The following is a 14,126-nucleotide window of genomic DNA, read 5'->3' as shown; positions in this document are numbered from 1 at the left end:
GGCTGGGGCCGTCCCGGGCCGGGGGCTAGCGGGCGGCCGGTCTGCGGGTCGAAGCGCGGTTCGGACTGCGGCGTCCACGGCTGCTGGGAAGCGGGCCCGGGGGCCGGAGCGTGACGAGGATCACCACCCTGCGGTCCGCCCGGACCGGGCTGCGGCGCCCGCCGGGGCCGGGAGTCGTCGTCCTCGCGCGGCGGATCCGGGTGCCACAGACCACTGCCGTCGCTCGTCATTTCTCCAGCGCTCCCCGCGTCCGTGGGTCGGTCGTCCGATCATTGTCGGTGTTTCAACTTGCCATTGTGTCCTGTGCGGGGGCGTGATGGGCGCGCTTGGCGCGGTAGACGCGCAATCCGATCAGCAGGATCAGCAGCAGTCCCGATCCGATGATCAGAGCAAGGGCGATGATGCCGATGCGGCTGACCTTCACGGTGACAGTGGTGAAGCCGCCCTTCAGGGGTGTGAACAAGCCCGACGGATAATACGTGCAGTTCTGGCTGAGGTCTTCACAGGTGTACAGAGTGGCGCTGAGAGTCACCTGCTGCCCGTTACCCCGGGCTTGGACCGGGATACGGACCGTGGCCGTCTGGCCCGGGTCCACGGTGTGCGGGCCCTGGTCCTCATCGAACTTGAGCTCCATCGTGTGCGCGCCCTCATCGTGTGCGCGCAGATAGATGCGGATGGTCGTATTGGTGCGGTTGTTGATCGTCACCGGGACTGTTCCGGATTTGCCGGACATGGTCAACGGCGGGGTCTGTGTGCCGAAGGACACCAGAGCGTGGTCGGCGACCACCGTGTTGTAGACGGTCTGCCCGTACGTCTGGGCACCGCCGTGGTTCCGCCACCAGGTCGCCACCGGCCGCAGCGGCACAGTGGTGTCGTACGTGTGCCCCGGCATGATCGTGTGCAGCGCGTGGTAGAGCTGCTGGCTGTCCCAGGCCGTCTGCACCACGGAGTTCGGCGCGTTCGGCGTGGCGGGCTTGGTCAGTGCCGAGATGTGCTCGGGCGTGGCCGGCGCGCTGAGCACCCGGTCCAGGCTGTCGAACTGGAACCACTGGAGCGCCGTGGGCACCGTGCTCATGGCCTTGATGGCGTTGATCAGGGCCGGCGCCGGGTCGAAGTCGCGCGGGGGCGCCACCACCAGGGCCCGTCCGGTGTTGTCCAGGTTGGCCAGCGCGGTCTGCGCCAGCCACTGCTGCCCGGCCAGGACGCCGGTGTCGCTCAGCGACGGGGTGGCCTTGGCGGGGTCGGTGAAGACGGACGACAGGTAGCTGTCGTAGACGATCGTGCTCGGGCTGTTCGGCAGGGCGGCGTGTGCCGACGGCCAGGAGTAGGCAGTGGTGGAGCCCACCAGCGGGATCAGGTTCGGCGTTTTGGTACCGGCGATCGCGTTCAGGGTGGTGGCGTCGGCCTGGCCGTCGGAAGGCCAGGCGATGACCTGGTCGCTCTGCCGGCAGCCGCCGACTCCGGCGTGGGTGCCGGCGGCCACGTCCAGCAGATCCTGGCCGGCCGCGCTGCGGGACAAGGTGTTCAGATCCGGGTCGCCGTACAGGAGGTTCCAGCAGTTCTGCCCGGCCCCGAGCAGGCCGGTGGCCTTGGTGTACCAGTTCGTCGGATCCGTGGCGGGGCCGCCGGTCAGTTTCTGGTTCTGGTCGGGATAGAAATAGCCGTTCTCCAGCGCGTTCGCCGTGTACAGCACATCCGGATCGACCAGCCAGTTGACCGTGATGCCCGAGGCGTCGTCCAGGACCCGGTCCAGTCGTCCGCCCGGGGCGAACTGCTGCGCCGTCGTCTGGTCGGCCACGATCGGGTCCGCCGCGGAGTTCGGCACCTTCTGTCCGGTCAGGCCGGGCTGACCGACCACCGGCCACATCAGGGCGATCCGGGCCGGCGCGGCGTCCTTCATCTTGGTCGGCTCCCACATCGTGTACGTCCGCGCGCCGCTGAGGAAGGTCCCGTCGGAGTCGAAGGCGTCGATGTCGACCGCGTAGACCCCGGATGTCGGTTGGTTGGAGCCGAAGAAATCCAGCTCCTTCGGCGTGAACTGCCAGTTCTGGCTGGCGCCCGGGGCGATTTTGGGGACCGACACCTTCGCGATGTCCGGCTGCCCGCCGCCGCCGTTGGGGGTGGAGCCCATCGCCGAGCGGTTGTACACCAGCGAGCGGCGGATCTCCAGATGGATGTCCCGCAGCGTGGTCGAGCCGTTGTTGGCCACCTTGCCGGAGAACGCCATCGGCTTGGAGAGGTCGCCGAAGTCCGGGATCTGGGGCGCGACCCCGGTGATCCCGACCTGGACGGTCGGCGAGTCGGAGCGGGCCGTGTCGGCGCGCGCGCTGCCGGGCAGCAGGCTCGCGGCACCCACGAACAGCGTGAAGGCGGAGAGTGCGCGCAAGACTCGGCTGGTCACCTGACGAATCGTAGTCCGGCCCGGCCACCGCGCCCCGACACGTAAACTCGGACACCATGCACACCGACCAGCAGCGACTCCCGGACCCGCAGCTTGACCAGGCACAGCGGGCGGCGGTAACAGAACTGCTACGAGTCGCGCCGGTGGTCGGCGAGCTCGCCGGACGGTTCGCCGCCGCAGGTCACAGCCTGGCTTTGGTGGGCGGTCCGGTCCGGGACGCGCTGTTGGGCCGGCCCAGTGACGATCTGGACTTCACGACCGACGCGCGCCCGGAGCAGGTGCTGAAACTGGTGCAGGGCTGGGCCGAGGCGGTGTGGGACGTCGGCATCGCGTTCGGGACGGTCGGCGCGCAGAAGGCCGGCGCGAAGCTGGAGATCACCACTTTCCGTTCCGAGGCCTACGACCGCGAGTCGCGCAAGCCCGCGGTGGCCTACGGCGATTCGATCGAGGACGACCTGTTCCGCCGGGACTTCACGGTGAACGCGATGGCGGTGCGGCTGACCGCCGATCCCGAGCGGTTCGAGTTCATCGACCCCTATGGCGGTCTGAGCGATCTCGACGCGGGGCTGCTGCGTACTCCCGGCACCCCGGAGATGTCCTTCTCCGACGATCCGCTGCGGATGATGCGCGCGGCCCGGTTCGCCGCGCAGCTCGGGTTCGGCGTCGCGCCCCAGGTGCGGCAGGCGATGACCGAGATGGCCGAGCGGTTGACCATCGTCAGCGCCGAGCGGGTGCAGGTCGAGCTCTCCAAACTGCTCACCGCCGCGAATCCGCGGGACGGTCTGACGCTGTTGGTGGACACCGGGCTGGCCGAGATCGTGGTGCCGGAGCTGCCCAAACTGCGGCTGGAGATCGACGAGCACCACCGGCACAAGGACGTCTACGAGCACACCCTGACGGTGCTGGAACAGGCCATCGCGCTGGAGACCGAGGGCCCGGACCTGATCCTGCGCCTGGCCGCGCTGCTGCACGACATCGGCAAGCCGAAGACCCGCCGCTTCGAGCCCGGCGGCGGTGTGTCGTTCCATCACCACGAGGTCGTGGGGGCGCACATGACAGCCTCGCGGCTGCGGAAACTGAAGTACAGCAAGGAGATCATCGACGACACCTCGCGGCTGGTGGAGCTGCATCTGCGGTTCCACGGCTACGGCGAGGCGGAGTGGACGGACAGCGCGGTGCGCCGCTATGTGCGCGACGCCGGGCCGTTGCTGGAACGGCTGCACAAGCTGACCCGCTCGGACTGCACGACCCGCAACCGCCGCCGGGCCCTGATGCTGGAACACGCCTACGACGATCTGGAGCGCCGGATCGCCGAGCTGCGCGAGCAGGAAGAGCTCGACGCGATCCGCCCCGATCTGGACGGCAACGAGATCATGGAGATCCTCGCCATCAAGCCGGGACCGGAAGTCGGGGCCGCGTACAAGTTCCTGCTGGAGCTGCGCATGGACCGCGGCCCGGTGGATCACGACACGGCGGTCACGGAACTGCGGTCCTGGTGGGCCGAACGCGACGCCGAACGGAAGCAGGCGTAGGCGATTCCGCCCAGCAGGTACACGGCGACGGTCGCATAGAGCAGCGCGATCGACTTACCGGACGCGGGCAGGGTCGCGGCGGCCACCGCTGCCGCCGCGACGAAGGCGCCGTTGAAGAGCATGTCGTAGAGCGAGAAGACGCGTCCTCTATACGTGTCGTCCACATTGCGCTGCACAGTGGTGTCGGTACAGATCTTCTGTCCCTGAGCCAGGAACCCCAGGACCAGCGCGCCGGCCAGCAACGGCGGGACGCGCCACCAGGTGGCGGACGCGGCCAGGACGATCGCGGAGGCGACCATGCAGACCGTGATCCAGGTCGGCAAACCGATATGGCGCAAGATGATCGGCGAAGCCACGGCGGCGACGAAGTAGCCGGCTCCGGAGACCGCTACCGCGGTGCCGAAGCCGCGCAGACCGGCGTTGGTGTTCTGCGGATCGTTGAAGGTGTTGCGGAACAGCAGCAGGACCATGATGGTCGTCAGGCCGTAACAGAACCGGTTCGCGGTGATGGCGGCCAGAGCGGCGGCTGCCGGTTTGCGTTCCCTGAGATGTCGCAGGCCCTCTCCCAGGCCCCGGGCGACGACCTTCAGCTCGCTCCAGGTGGAGGTCTGGGGACGTTCGTCCGGACCGAGCGAGTCGCGCGGCATGGTGCGCGCTACTAGACCGCTCGCCATATAGAGGACAGCGCCGACGACGAGGATCAGGGCGTTCGCGCCGTCCCCGGCCCCCACCAGCGCGCGGACCACCACACCGACGGCGCCGCCGAGCGTCGCGGCCAGCGTCCCGGCGGTCGGCGAGACCGCGTTGGCCACCACGAGCCGATCGTTGTCCACAGCCTGTGGAAGAGCGGCGGACAGTCCGGCGAGGATGAAGCGGTTGCAGCTCAGGACGGCCAGCGCGGAGGCATAGAAGAGGAATCCGCTGTGTCCGGCCAGGACCTGGGTGGCCACGAGCAGCACGATCACGGCCCGCAGCAGGTTGGCGTAGAGCAGCACCTGGCGGCGGCGCCAGCGGTCCAGGAAGACGCCGGCGAACGGGCCGATGACGGTGAACGGGATCAGCAGGGTCGCGAACGCCTTCGCGACGTCGGCGGCCGTCGCCTCCTTCTCCGGGGAGAACACGACGAAGGCGGCGAGGGCCACCTGGAACACGCCGTCGCCGAACTGACCGGTCAGACGGGTCGCGAACAGCCGCCGGAAGAGCCCGGACCTCAGCAACTCCCGGAGATCACTCACCCTGGCAGCGTAGTGCGCCCGGTGCCCGCGGGGCCCGCAGCGGCGTCGGCGTCGCTACTTGGCGCTGTCGAGGCAGAGAGTCTTGGTGCGGTTCTTGTCCACAACGGACAGGACCACCGCGGGATAGGCGTCGCAGCCGTTGCTGTCGCCGCCGGCGAGCACCGCGGCCACCTTGAACGCCGCGCCGCCGTCGGTGCAGCCGACGGTCTTGAAGCTGCCGGCGGCCGGGGTCGTGATGCAGTCGCCGGCCTTGGCCGCCGACGGTCCCGGCCGGTTCGCGGACCAGAGCACGGCGGCCAGCGCCGCGACGATCACGGCGGCGCCGGTCAGCGTGGCGGCCCGGCCCCTCATTCGTCGAGGTCCAGTACCCGGGCGTGCAGCACCGTACGCTGCTGCAATGCGGCGCGCACCGCGCGGTGCAGGCCGTCCTCCAGGTAGTAGCCGCCGTGCCAGTGCACGACGTGTGCGAACAGGTCGCCGTAGAAAGTGGAGTCCTGCGACAGCAGGGCGTCCAGGTCCAGGTGGCGTTTGGTGGTGATGAGCTGGTCCAGGCGGATCTGGCGCGGGGCCACCTCGGCCCACTCCTTGAAGGAGCGTCCGTGGTCGGGGTAGGGCCGCCCTTCGCCGATGCGCTTGAAGATCACGGCACCAGGGTAGCCGGACCGGTTCGGCAAGGTGGCTCCCGATCGGCAAAGAGGGCACAAAATCGTGACGGTTCGGGACCGGACTGTGACGTTCCCGACGTGGTGGGGGCGGGCGTGACGGGTGAGCGTGGCAGCGCTGGGAGAAAATCTCGGGCCGCCTACGAACCCGCGCCGGGTTTACGGGAGTCGACACTGACGTGAGAATCCATATGGGAAGCCGCGGCGCGGAGCATCCCGACTTCCGGGAGGAGTTCCGCGAGTTCGCGGTGGCCAGCCAGGGCCATCTGCGGCGGTCGGCCTACCTGCTCTGCGGTGACTGGCACTTCGCAGAGGATCTTGTCCAGATCGCCTTCGACCGCATCTACCGCCATTGGAACCGGGTCCGGGCCGCGGACAACCCCGGTGCCTACGCGCGGCAGGTGGTCTACCGGTGCTTTCTGGACTCCAGGAAGCGGCACCGGGAAACGGTGCCCCTGGAACACCTCCCCGAGAAGGCGTCGCCGGCCGAACCGACCGAGACCCGCCTCGCGGTGCTGGCCGCGCTCAAGCAACTCCCCCCGCGTACCCGTGCCGTGGTGGTGCTGCGGTACTGGGAGGACATGAGCGTGGAGCAGACCGCGGGGATCCTCGACATCTCCCAAGGCGCGGTGAAGAGCATGGCCAGCCGCGGCCTGGCGCTGTTGCGGGAACCGCTGGCCGGATTAGCCGAGACGTCAGGCCGATCGTGAGCAGGAGCGAGGAAGCAGACCTGACATGAGTATCGAGATGAACGAAGACGACGGGGCCGTGCGCGGCCTGCTCGGCACGGCTTTCGCCGAGGCCGAACCGCCGTTGCGGGACCTCGCGAGCGGGTCCATCGCCCGCGGGGACGCGCAGCGGCGCCGGAACCGGATGTTCGCCGTCGGCGGCGCCACGTTGAGCGCGGTGGCCGTGATGGGGACGTTCGCATTGGTGTCCGGGGCGACGCCGGGCGGGCACGGGAATCAGGGCCCGGTGAACCAGGTGTCGTCCGCCGCCAGTTCGGCGGACCCGAGCGGGAAGCTGCCGTTCGGGCCGGTGTTGAGCAGCGTCCAGAAGGTCCTGGACGTCCGACGGCAACTGCCCGGGTTGCTGCAGCCGTTGTTGCCGGAGGGGATCACCGTCGGATCGTCGACCACGAACTTCGGCTCCGCCCCCCTCTCACCGGCTGTTCTGACCGGTGCGACCGGGACGAACCAGGTGACCATGTGGGTCGGGACGGCGCCGACTAACCAAGCCGATGTCATCAAGGCCGTCGCCTGCCCAGCCAGGGCCGACTGCCAGACCAAGGCGGTGGACGGCGGGACCGTCTACATCCATCAGGGGAGCAGTACCGCTGCCGATCTGGTCCGCGCGGGCGGGGACTACTATCCGGCGGACATCTTGAAGGCGAGCACGGCCAAGACGGTCGCGGCCAGGGATCTGTCGGTGACGTTCGTTCCGGACGACCGGACCAAGTACGCGTTCAACATCCAGGTGACGACGACGACTGCGAAACTCCAGTACGCGGACCACGAGCCGTCGGACTATCCGACCGGTGCGCAGTGGCCCCCGGATCTGAATCGCTACGACACGTCCTACGACCCCTCGGGGCTGTTGGTGTCCGCCGACGACGTCGTCGCGATGCTGGCCAAGCCGGGGCTGAACAAGCTGGAGTACCTGCTCGATCCGCATACCGCGGTCTCGAAGGACACGCTGGCCACGTTCACCCAGACCGAGTCGCAGATCTCGGCGGCCGCGGCGCCCGCGCTCCCGGCGGGGGTGAAGGCCGGCGTCGACACCTCGATGATGCAGACGCGGCTGGTCGTGACCGGGCCTACCGGCAAGAACACGCTGACCTGGGAAACGGGGAGCCAGGAAACTTTCCAGCGGTCGATCAGTTCGCCGCCGTACCCGCCGGACGTCGACGCCACGACAAAGACGGTGCCCGGCGGGAAGTTGGTGGTCTGGAGAGAGAAGCCGATGGACAGTAAGGGGACCATCCTCTCGACCGAGGCTTCGGCCTACCAGTATTGGTTCTTCCCCGCCGACGCCAACAAGCCGGCGGTGACCATGACCCTGGGACTGGACGCCAGCCAGACCGGTACGCCCGGCCGGGACATCCCTGATCCCGGTCAGACCTACTCCGTGGCGGACGGTCCGTACGTTGCCGCGCAAGTGAGTGAGGACCAGTTCCTCGCCGCCGTCCAGAGCGGCGAGTTGTCGACGGCCATCGCCACGACGACCTCGTTGCTCGCGACGCTTCAGTAGGTCACGCAGTAGCGCGCAGTAGCAGGTCACGCAGTAATAGGTCACACAGTGGACAGTGCCCGGGCCGAACACGGTCCGGGCACTGTCGTGGGCAAGGTGTTGGGAAATCCGCTTTACCGTCCCGAGCGCGCCCTGTTAGCTCGATCTCATGCACCCCGTGACCGAAGACGCCCTCCGCGACAGTTTCGCCAACTGTTCCAAGGGCGAGGCCAAACGTATTCCTATGCCCCGCGACATGGCTGACCTGCCGTGGTCCGAACTCGACTTCCTCGGCTGGCGTGACCACCGGGCCCTGGACCGGGCGTACCTGGTGGCGCCGCGCGGGGGCGGGCTGATCGGGGTCACGCTGCGCAGCGCCGCCAGCCGCAAGGGGTTCCTGAAGTGGAACCTGTGCACGCTGTGCTTCACGGCGCATCCGGGCGGCGGCGTCACGCTGATGACGGGGCGCAAGGCCGGCGACGCCGGACGCCAGGGCAACTCCGCGGGGCTCTACCTGTGCTCGGACCTCGCGTGCTCCTTGTACATCCGTGGGACGAAGACGCCCGCGCTCGGCGGCCGGATCGAGGAGATGCTGACCACCGAGGAGCAGATCGCGCGCATGTCCGAGAAGCTTGAGGAATTCCTGGTACGGCTCGGGGTGTGAGGGGCGGGGCTGGATGCCGAATGGGGACTGCTGTGCGGGGCCCGTCACTCGAAAGTGTGAGATGCGCTCAGGGTCGGCGGGCCCGCAGCAGTACCCCTTCGCCGCAGTCGAAGGGCACCCCTTGCAGGACCGGCGCGCGTCGCACTTCGACGAACCCGAGGCCCAGGTGCAGGTCGATGGACGCGGGATTGGCCGCTGAGATGAAGCACCAGACATCGGGCTCCCGCTCCCAGACCCAGGCCATCCGCCACCGGGTCAACGCGTCCCCGATCCCGCGCCGCCGCCACCGCGGAACCACCGACACGCCCATCAAATAGTGGCCCTCGGGCGCGCCGTCGCCGGCGTGCACTGCGAGATGAATCACATTCGCGTACCCGGCGACCTCCGCCCCGACCCGCGCGACGACCACCATGCTCCGCTTGTCGCCCAGCGTCCGCCCGATCCGCCCGGTCCAGTCCGAGACCACCCCGCCCCGCGCTTCGACCTGCACCTCGGCCAGCGCCCCGAGGTCGTCCCCGACCGCCTCGGCCAGCGCCGGGACCACCGCCGCCGCCCGGCTGACCGGCGACGGGAGGTACTCGGCGAACGGTGACACCGGTTCCGACATGGCCGTTTCCTCGGCTCGGGGCAAGAGGAGAAACACCGAAGGCCCGGACCGTTGGTCCGGGCCTTCATACGCCCAGCTGGGCGGGTGCGGAGAATGCGAGATTCGAACTCGCGAGGGGTTGCCCCCAACACGCTTTCCAAGCGTGCGCCCTAGGCCACTAGGCGAATCCTCCGCCGGAAAGCATACCCGACTCCCGGGGTGGGTCCGCACTCCTATATACTTACCCCCGGACTCCCATGCGGCGTCACCACACTTAACTCCCCCAGGGCTTGACGGCAGCAAGGGTCGGTGTGCTCTGGCGGGTGCATGGGAGTTCTTTTTTGTCCTGTTGTCGGTGTCAGCCGCTACCTTTGCTACGTGTCCCTCGCGCTCTATCGCCGCTATCGGCCCGAGACCTTTGAGGAGGTCGTCGGCCAGGAGCACGTGACCCTGCCCTTGCAGCAGGCCCTCCGGAACGGCCGGGTCAACCATGCCTACCTGTTCAGCGGACCGCGGGGGTGTGGCAAGACCACCAGCGCGCGGATCCTGGCGCGCTGCCTGAACTGTGAACAGGGGCCCACGCCGACGCCCTGCGGGGTCTGCCGGTCGTGTGTGGAGCTGGCCAACGGCGGGCCCGGGTCGATCGACGTGATCGAGATCGACGCGGCCTCGCACGGCGGCGTGGACGACGCCCGCGATCTGCGGGAGCGGGCCTTCTTCGCGCCGGCCGCGTCCCGGTTCAAGATCTACATCATCGACGAGGCGCACATGGTGACCTCGGCGGGCTTCAACGCGCTGCTGAAGGTGGTGGAGGAGCCGCCGCCGCACCTGAAGTTCATCTTCGCCACCACCGAGCCGGAGAAGGTGATCGGGACCATCCGGTCGCGCACCCACCACTATCCGTTCCGGCTGATCCCGCCGGGCGTGCTGCGCGAGCACCTGACCGACATCACCGCGCGCGAGGGCATCAAGGTGGAGCCGGAGGTGCTGCCGCTGGTGGTGCGGGCCGGTGCCGGCTCGGCGCGCGACGCGATGTCGGTGCTGGACCAGCTGCTGGCCGGTGCTGACGAGAACGGCGTCAGCTACGCGATGGCCACCGGCCTGCTCGGCTACACCGACGCCGCGCTGCTGGACCGGCTGATCGAGGCCTTCGCCGGGCACGACGGCGCGGCCGTGTTCGGCCTGGTCGACCAGGTGGTCGAGAGCGGCCACGACCCCCGCCGCTTCCTGACCGACCTGCTGGAACGCTTCCGGGACCTGGTGGTCCTGAACGCGGTCACCGATCCCGGCGCGGCCCGGGCGCTGATCGACGTCCCCGACGACCAGTTCGAGCGGATGGCGGCCCAGGCACGGACGTTCGGTGCCGCCGAGCTGTCCCGCGCGGCCGACCTGGTCAACACCGGCCTGACCGAGATGCGTGGCGCCACTGCTCCCCGCCTGCTGCTGGAACTGGTCTGCGCCCGCGTGTTGCTGCCCGGCGCCGACGACGCCGAACAGGGCTTAGTCGCCCGTGTGGACCGGCTGGAGCGCCGCGGCGTGGTGCTGGGCGCCGCCGCACCGGCGCCGATGGCACCGATGGGCGGCGGGCCGCGGGTGGTCGCGGACGAGTACGACGAGCCGCCGGTGCGGCGGCCGGGTGGCGCGGGTCAGGCGGGTCAGGCGGGTCAGCAGGAGGCCTCCGGTGGGATGCCGGAGGCTGGCGGAGGCGCGCGGGGTGCTGAGGGACAGCAGTCGGCGGGGCTCGGGACGCCGCCCTGGGAGCAGGGTGGCGGCGGGCCGGGTGGCGCTGGTGGTCAGCAGCAAGCTGCCGGCGGGCTGAATGCCGGCGGGCCGAGCAGCGCTGGTGATCAGCCGTCGACCGGGCTTGGGACACCGCCTTGGGAACAGGGCGCCGATGCACCGAGCGGCGATGCCGGTGGTCAGCAGTCCGGTGGCGGCGCGCTGGGCACGCCGCCTTGGGCTCAAGGCCCTGGTAGCGGCACGTCGGCCCCGGAGCCGCAAGCTGCAACGGGCGACACACCTGGCTCCGCCGCGCCCGACACCAACCACAACCAGCGACCGCCGAGCGATTTCGCCCCGGCATCAGCCGCTCCCGAAAGCGCCCCCTCCTGGGCCGCCGAGCCCACATCGAGCGCTCCCCCCGAGCCGCCCGCGTGGGCGTCGGATGATGCCGCGCCGATGAATCAGCCCTCGCAGCCCTCGCAACCCCCGCCGTCCCCGGCTTCGGGCGGCGTCGACATCCGGCGCATGTGGCCGGACCTCCTCGAGGAGGTCAAGCGGCGCGACGGCCGGGTGAGCTGGATGCTGCTCAGCCAGAACGCGCAGGTGCTCGGCCTGGACGGCGACCGGTTGCAGGTCGCGTTCGTGAACGCCGGCGCGCGGGACCGCTTCGTGGGGCGGAAGACCTCCGACACGCTGCGGCAGGCGGTGCAGGACCTGTTCGGGTTCAAGTGGCAGGTCGACGCGATCGTCGATCCGTCGCAGACCCCTGGGACGCAGGTGTCGTCCGGGGTCTCGATGACGCCGCCCCCGGCGCAGATGCCGCCGCCACCGGGTGCGTATCAGCCCCCGCAGGCCCCGGCCCCGGCCCAGTCGACGCCTCCGCCTCCGCCGCAGCAATCGCAATCGCAACAGCCGAACCAGTCGCAGCAGCGGCCTGAGCCGCCGCGTGCGACTCAGGCCCCGACCCCGCCGCCGCAACAAGCGGCGCCGCCGCAGCAGCCGCCGCAGGCTCAGCCCCGGCAATCGGCTCCGGCCCCGGCGCCCGCTCCGTCGGCCCCCGCGCCGCCGCCCACGCCGACCGTCCGCCCCGAGGACGACGTCGTCTCCGAATACGACGAAGTCCTCGCCGAGGACAACGCGACAGCCCACGAACTCGTGATCCGCGAACTCGGCGCGCAGCGGTTGGACGGCGAGCAGTGATCGGCCAAGTGCGGCGTGCGGGACCGGCGGTTCGGATCTTCGCCGACCGCCGTTCCGGCACTGGTCACTGAGAGTCATCCGCACCCTTGACCGGAGGCCCGGAACCACCGCCGCCCGCCGACCGTTCTCCTGCGGTAACCGGCCGGGCGTCGCACGTCACCCGGGCCGGTCGGCGGCCGTTCTCGACCGGGACACGCGGTATTGGCCGCCTTGGTCCCGGAGCGCGTATGGTCGAGTACGACTTCACACAGCGGCGGCGAACATGCACGAACAGGAGCACGCACAGTGGCTTTCCCCGATGCGACCGGGCCTGGCGGCGGGCTGCCTGACTTCGGCGGCATGGACCTGCAGGGCATGCTCGGCCAGGCCATGCAGATGCAGCAGCAGATGGTCCAGGCGCAACAGGAGTTGGAGAACACCATCGTCTCCGGCAGCGCCGGCGGCGGGCTGGTGACCGCGAAGGTGACCGGCACCGGGGACCTGGTCGGGCTGGAGATCAAGCCCGAGGCCGCCGATCCGGAGGACACCGAGACCCTGGCCGATCTGGTGATCGCCGCGGTGCGGGACGCCCGCGCGGCCTCGGACAAGCTGGCCTCGGAGAAGATGGGCCCGCTGGCCGGTGGCGGGATGCCCGACCTGGGCAACCTCGGCAACCTGTTCGGCTGAGCCGGACCAGGGGATTCTGCCATGTACGAGGGTGTGGTCCAGGACCTGATCGACGAGCTCGGCCATCTGCCCAACATCGGGCCCAAATCGGCCCAGCGCATCGCCTTCCACCTGCTGCAGGCCGACCCGGCCGAGGTACGCAGGCTGGCCGAGGTGCTGATCCGGGCCAAGGAGCAGGTGCGGTTCTGCGCGATCTGCTTCAACGTCGCCGAGCAGCAGGAGTGCAAGATCTGCCGGGACCCGCGGCGCGAGTCGGCCAGCCTGTGCGTGGTGGAGGAGTCCAAGGACGTCGTCGCCGTGGAGAAGACCCGGGAGTTCCGGGGCCGCTACCACGTGCTGGGCGGGGCCATCTCGCCGATCGACGGGGTGGGCCCGGACGACCTGCGGGTCAAGGAACTGCTCAAGCGGCTGGCCGACGGCGCGATCACCGAGGTGATCCTGGCCACCGACCCGAACCTGGAGGGGGAGGCCACCGCCACCTATCTGGCACGGCTGATCAAGCCGATGGGGCTGCGGGTGACCCGGTTGGCATCGGGCCTGCCGGTGGGCGGGGATCTGGAATACGCCGACGAGGTCACCCTCGGCCGGGCGTTCGAGGGGAGAAGGCAGCTCGATGTCTGAACCGATGACCTCCGATGATCTGTCGGACTTCGCGATCGAGATCCACGACCAGGTCACCTCCTTCCTGCTGTCGGTGCGCGCGGTGGCCCGGGGCGACGCCCCGGAGAGCAGCGTGCCGATCCTGCTGCTGGAGACCTCGCAGCTGCTGCTGGCCGGCGGGCGCCTGGGCGCCATCCGGGACGTGGTGCCCGACGAGCGCTTCGAGACCGACGCCGGCCCGGACCCGGATCTGGACGAGCTGCGCGAGAAGCTGAACGCTTTACTCAAGCCGGTGAACACCTACAAGGAGGTGTTCGACCCGCTGGCCCCGAAGTCCGAGATCGAGACCCGGCGTATCTCCGACGACCTGGCCCTGGTCTGCGCCGACCTGGCGCACGGCCTGGCCCACTACAAGGCCGAGCGGGTCACCGAGGCCCTGTGGTGGTGGCAGTTCTCCTACCTGTCCAGCTGGGGCCCGGCGGCCTCGGCGGTGCAGCGGGCGCTGCTGTCGGTGGTGGCCCGGTCCCGGCTCGGCGCGACCACCGGCTGACCCCGCAGGTCCCAGCCACTCCAGAGCAATCCGCGACCGGCCGCTTGACCTGCGGCGGCGGCCGGTCCCACATGGTGAA

General features: G+C 69.8%; 13 protein-coding genes, 1 tRNA gene, 1 other RNA gene and 1 pseudogene. 9 read left to right on the top strand and 7 right to left on the bottom strand.

Annotated elements, in window-relative coordinates:
- Both KGQ19_RS12270 and KGQ19_RS12265 read right to left on the bottom strand, forming a co-directional pair.
- Positions 1 to 230, bottom strand: a pseudogene (locus KGQ19_RS12270) (hypothetical protein); the annotation flags it as partial.
- A gap of 53 nt (positions 231 to 283) precedes the next feature.
- Positions 284 to 2,401 carry a hypothetical protein gene (locus tag KGQ19_RS12265; RefSeq protein ID WP_212009225.1) on the bottom strand — a complete coding sequence of 706 codons (2,118 nt, stop codon included), beginning with the start codon at positions 2,399 to 2,401 and terminating at the stop codon, positions 284 to 286.
- Positions 2,402 to 2,457: 56 nt separating this feature from the next.
- Here KGQ19_RS12265 and KGQ19_RS12260 point away from each other — a divergent pair, with 56 nt between their 5' ends.
- Positions 2,458 to 3,933: a CCA tRNA nucleotidyltransferase gene (locus KGQ19_RS12260; protein WP_212009224.1), complete on the top strand. Its 1,476-nt coding sequence runs from the start codon at positions 2,458 to 2,460 to the stop codon at positions 3,931 to 3,933.
- Here the strand turns inward: KGQ19_RS12260 and KGQ19_RS12255 are convergent.
- The 3 genes from KGQ19_RS12255 to KGQ19_RS12245 are packed head-to-tail and all read right to left on the bottom strand — an operon-like array spanning position 3,864 to position 5,812.
- On the bottom strand, positions 3,864 to 5,168 hold the full coding sequence (locus tag KGQ19_RS12255; RefSeq protein ID WP_212009223.1) for an MFS transporter: 1,305 nt from the start codon (positions 5,166 to 5,168) through the stop codon (positions 3,864 to 3,866). The two genes, KGQ19_RS12260 and KGQ19_RS12255, sit on opposite strands and share 70 nt — an antisense overlap.
- Before the next feature lie 54 nt (positions 5,169 to 5,222).
- Complete coding sequence (locus KGQ19_RS12250; protein ID WP_212009222.1) at positions 5,223 to 5,519, bottom strand: LppU/SCO3897 family protein; 297 nt, start codon at positions 5,517 to 5,519, stop codon at positions 5,223 to 5,225.
- The gene (locus KGQ19_RS12245; protein WP_194898487.1) at positions 5,516 to 5,812 is read right to left on the bottom strand and encodes a type II toxin-antitoxin system VapB family antitoxin; all 297 of its coding nucleotides are present in this window, start codon (positions 5,810 to 5,812) and stop codon (positions 5,516 to 5,518) included. The genes KGQ19_RS12250 and KGQ19_RS12245 overlap by 4 nt, the downstream gene beginning before the upstream one ends.
- A gap of 209 nt (positions 5,813 to 6,021) precedes the next feature.
- Here KGQ19_RS12245 and KGQ19_RS12240 point away from each other — a divergent pair, with 209 nt between their 5' ends.
- The 3 genes from KGQ19_RS12240 to KGQ19_RS12230 all read left to right on the top strand — a co-directional run bounded on the left by KGQ19_RS12240 (position 6,022) and on the right by KGQ19_RS12230 (position 8,723).
- On the top strand, positions 6,022 to 6,540 hold the full coding sequence (locus KGQ19_RS12240; RefSeq protein WP_212009221.1) for a SigE family RNA polymerase sigma factor: 519 nt from the start codon (positions 6,022 to 6,024) through the stop codon (positions 6,538 to 6,540).
- A 25-nt stretch (positions 6,541 to 6,565) separates the two neighbouring features.
- A complete protein-coding gene (locus KGQ19_RS12235; protein ID WP_212009220.1) occupies positions 6,566 to 8,080 on the top strand; it encodes a hypothetical protein in 1,515 nt (504 codons plus the stop codon).
- Between the two features lie 148 nt (positions 8,081 to 8,228).
- Positions 8,229 to 8,723, top strand: a complete 495-nt coding sequence (locus KGQ19_RS12230; RefSeq protein WP_212009219.1) for an FBP domain-containing protein — start codon at positions 8,229 to 8,231, stop codon at positions 8,721 to 8,723.
- A 67-nt stretch (positions 8,724 to 8,790) separates the two neighbouring features.
- On the opposite strand, the gene KGQ19_RS12225 is transcribed toward KGQ19_RS12230, so the two are convergent.
- A complete protein-coding gene (locus KGQ19_RS12225; RefSeq protein ID WP_212009218.1) occupies positions 8,791 to 9,330 on the bottom strand; it encodes a GNAT family N-acetyltransferase in 540 nt (179 codons plus the stop codon).
- Between the two features lie 87 nt (positions 9,331 to 9,417).
- Positions 9,418 to 9,502, bottom strand: a tRNA-Ser gene (locus tag KGQ19_RS12220).
- 53 nt (positions 9,503 to 9,555) lie between these two features.
- Between KGQ19_RS12220 and ffs the strand changes: the two genes are divergently transcribed.
- The 5 genes from ffs to KGQ19_RS12195 all read left to right on the top strand — a co-directional run bounded on the left by ffs (position 9,556) and on the right by KGQ19_RS12195 (position 14,047).
- An RNA gene (ffs, locus tag KGQ19_RS12215) (signal recognition particle sRNA small type) lies at positions 9,556 to 9,652 on the top strand.
- 35 nt (positions 9,653 to 9,687) lie between these two features.
- Positions 9,688 to 12,231 (top strand): DNA polymerase III subunit gamma and tau, encoded by a 2,544-nt coding sequence (locus tag KGQ19_RS12210; RefSeq protein WP_212009217.1) that lies wholly within the window; start codon positions 9,688 to 9,690, stop codon positions 12,229 to 12,231.
- Positions 12,232 to 12,570: 339 nt separating this feature from the next.
- A complete protein-coding gene (locus tag KGQ19_RS12205) occupies positions 12,571 to 12,897 on the top strand; it encodes a YbaB/EbfC family nucleoid-associated protein (protein ID WP_230418536.1) in 327 nt (108 codons plus the stop codon).
- Positions 12,898 to 12,918: 21 nt separating this feature from the next.
- Positions 12,919 to 13,518 (top strand): recombination mediator RecR, encoded by a 600-nt coding sequence (gene recR, locus KGQ19_RS12200; protein WP_212009215.1) that lies wholly within the window; start codon positions 12,919 to 12,921, stop codon positions 13,516 to 13,518.
- On the top strand, positions 13,511 to 14,047 hold the full coding sequence (locus KGQ19_RS12195) for a DUF5063 domain-containing protein (protein WP_194898099.1): 537 nt from the start codon (positions 13,511 to 13,513) through the stop codon (positions 14,045 to 14,047). Before recR ends, KGQ19_RS12195 begins: the two co-directional genes overlap by 8 nt.
- Positions 14,048 to 14,126 lie beyond the last annotated feature (79 nt).

This window comes from Catenulispora pinistramenti (assembly GCF_018274385.1).
Classification (GTDB): Bacteria; Actinomycetota; Actinomycetes; order Streptomycetales; family Catenulisporaceae; genus Catenulispora; species Catenulispora pinistramenti.
Note: the sequence above shows the minus strand (reverse complement) of the source record. Positions and strands in the feature narration are given on the sequence as shown.

Coding starts and splice junctions, on each gene's coding strand:
- KGQ19_RS12260 (WP_212009224.1), top strand. CDS start 2,458: ATGCACACCGACCAGCAGCGACTCCCGGACCCGCAGCTTGACCAGGCA.
- KGQ19_RS12250 (WP_212009222.1), bottom strand. CDS start 5,519: ATGAGGGGCCGGGCCGCCACGCTGACCGGCGCCGCCGTGATCGTCGCG.
- KGQ19_RS12240 (WP_212009221.1), top strand. CDS start 6,022: ATGGGAAGCCGCGGCGCGGAGCATCCCGACTTCCGGGAGGAGTTCCGC.
- KGQ19_RS12235 (WP_212009220.1), top strand. CDS start 6,566: ATGAGTATCGAGATGAACGAAGACGACGGGGCCGTGCGCGGCCTGCTC.
- KGQ19_RS12230 (WP_212009219.1), top strand. CDS start 8,229: ATGCACCCCGTGACCGAAGACGCCCTCCGCGACAGTTTCGCCAACTGT.
- KGQ19_RS12225 (WP_212009218.1), bottom strand. CDS start 9,330: ATGTCGGAACCGGTGTCACCGTTCGCCGAGTACCTCCCGTCGCCGGTC.
- KGQ19_RS12205 (WP_230418536.1), top strand. CDS start 12,571: ATGGACCTGCAGGGCATGCTCGGCCAGGCCATGCAGATGCAGCAGCAG.
- recR (WP_212009215.1), top strand. CDS start 12,919: ATGTACGAGGGTGTGGTCCAGGACCTGATCGACGAGCTCGGCCATCTG.
- KGQ19_RS12195 (WP_194898099.1), top strand. CDS start 13,511: ATGTCTGAACCGATGACCTCCGATGATCTGTCGGACTTCGCGATCGAG.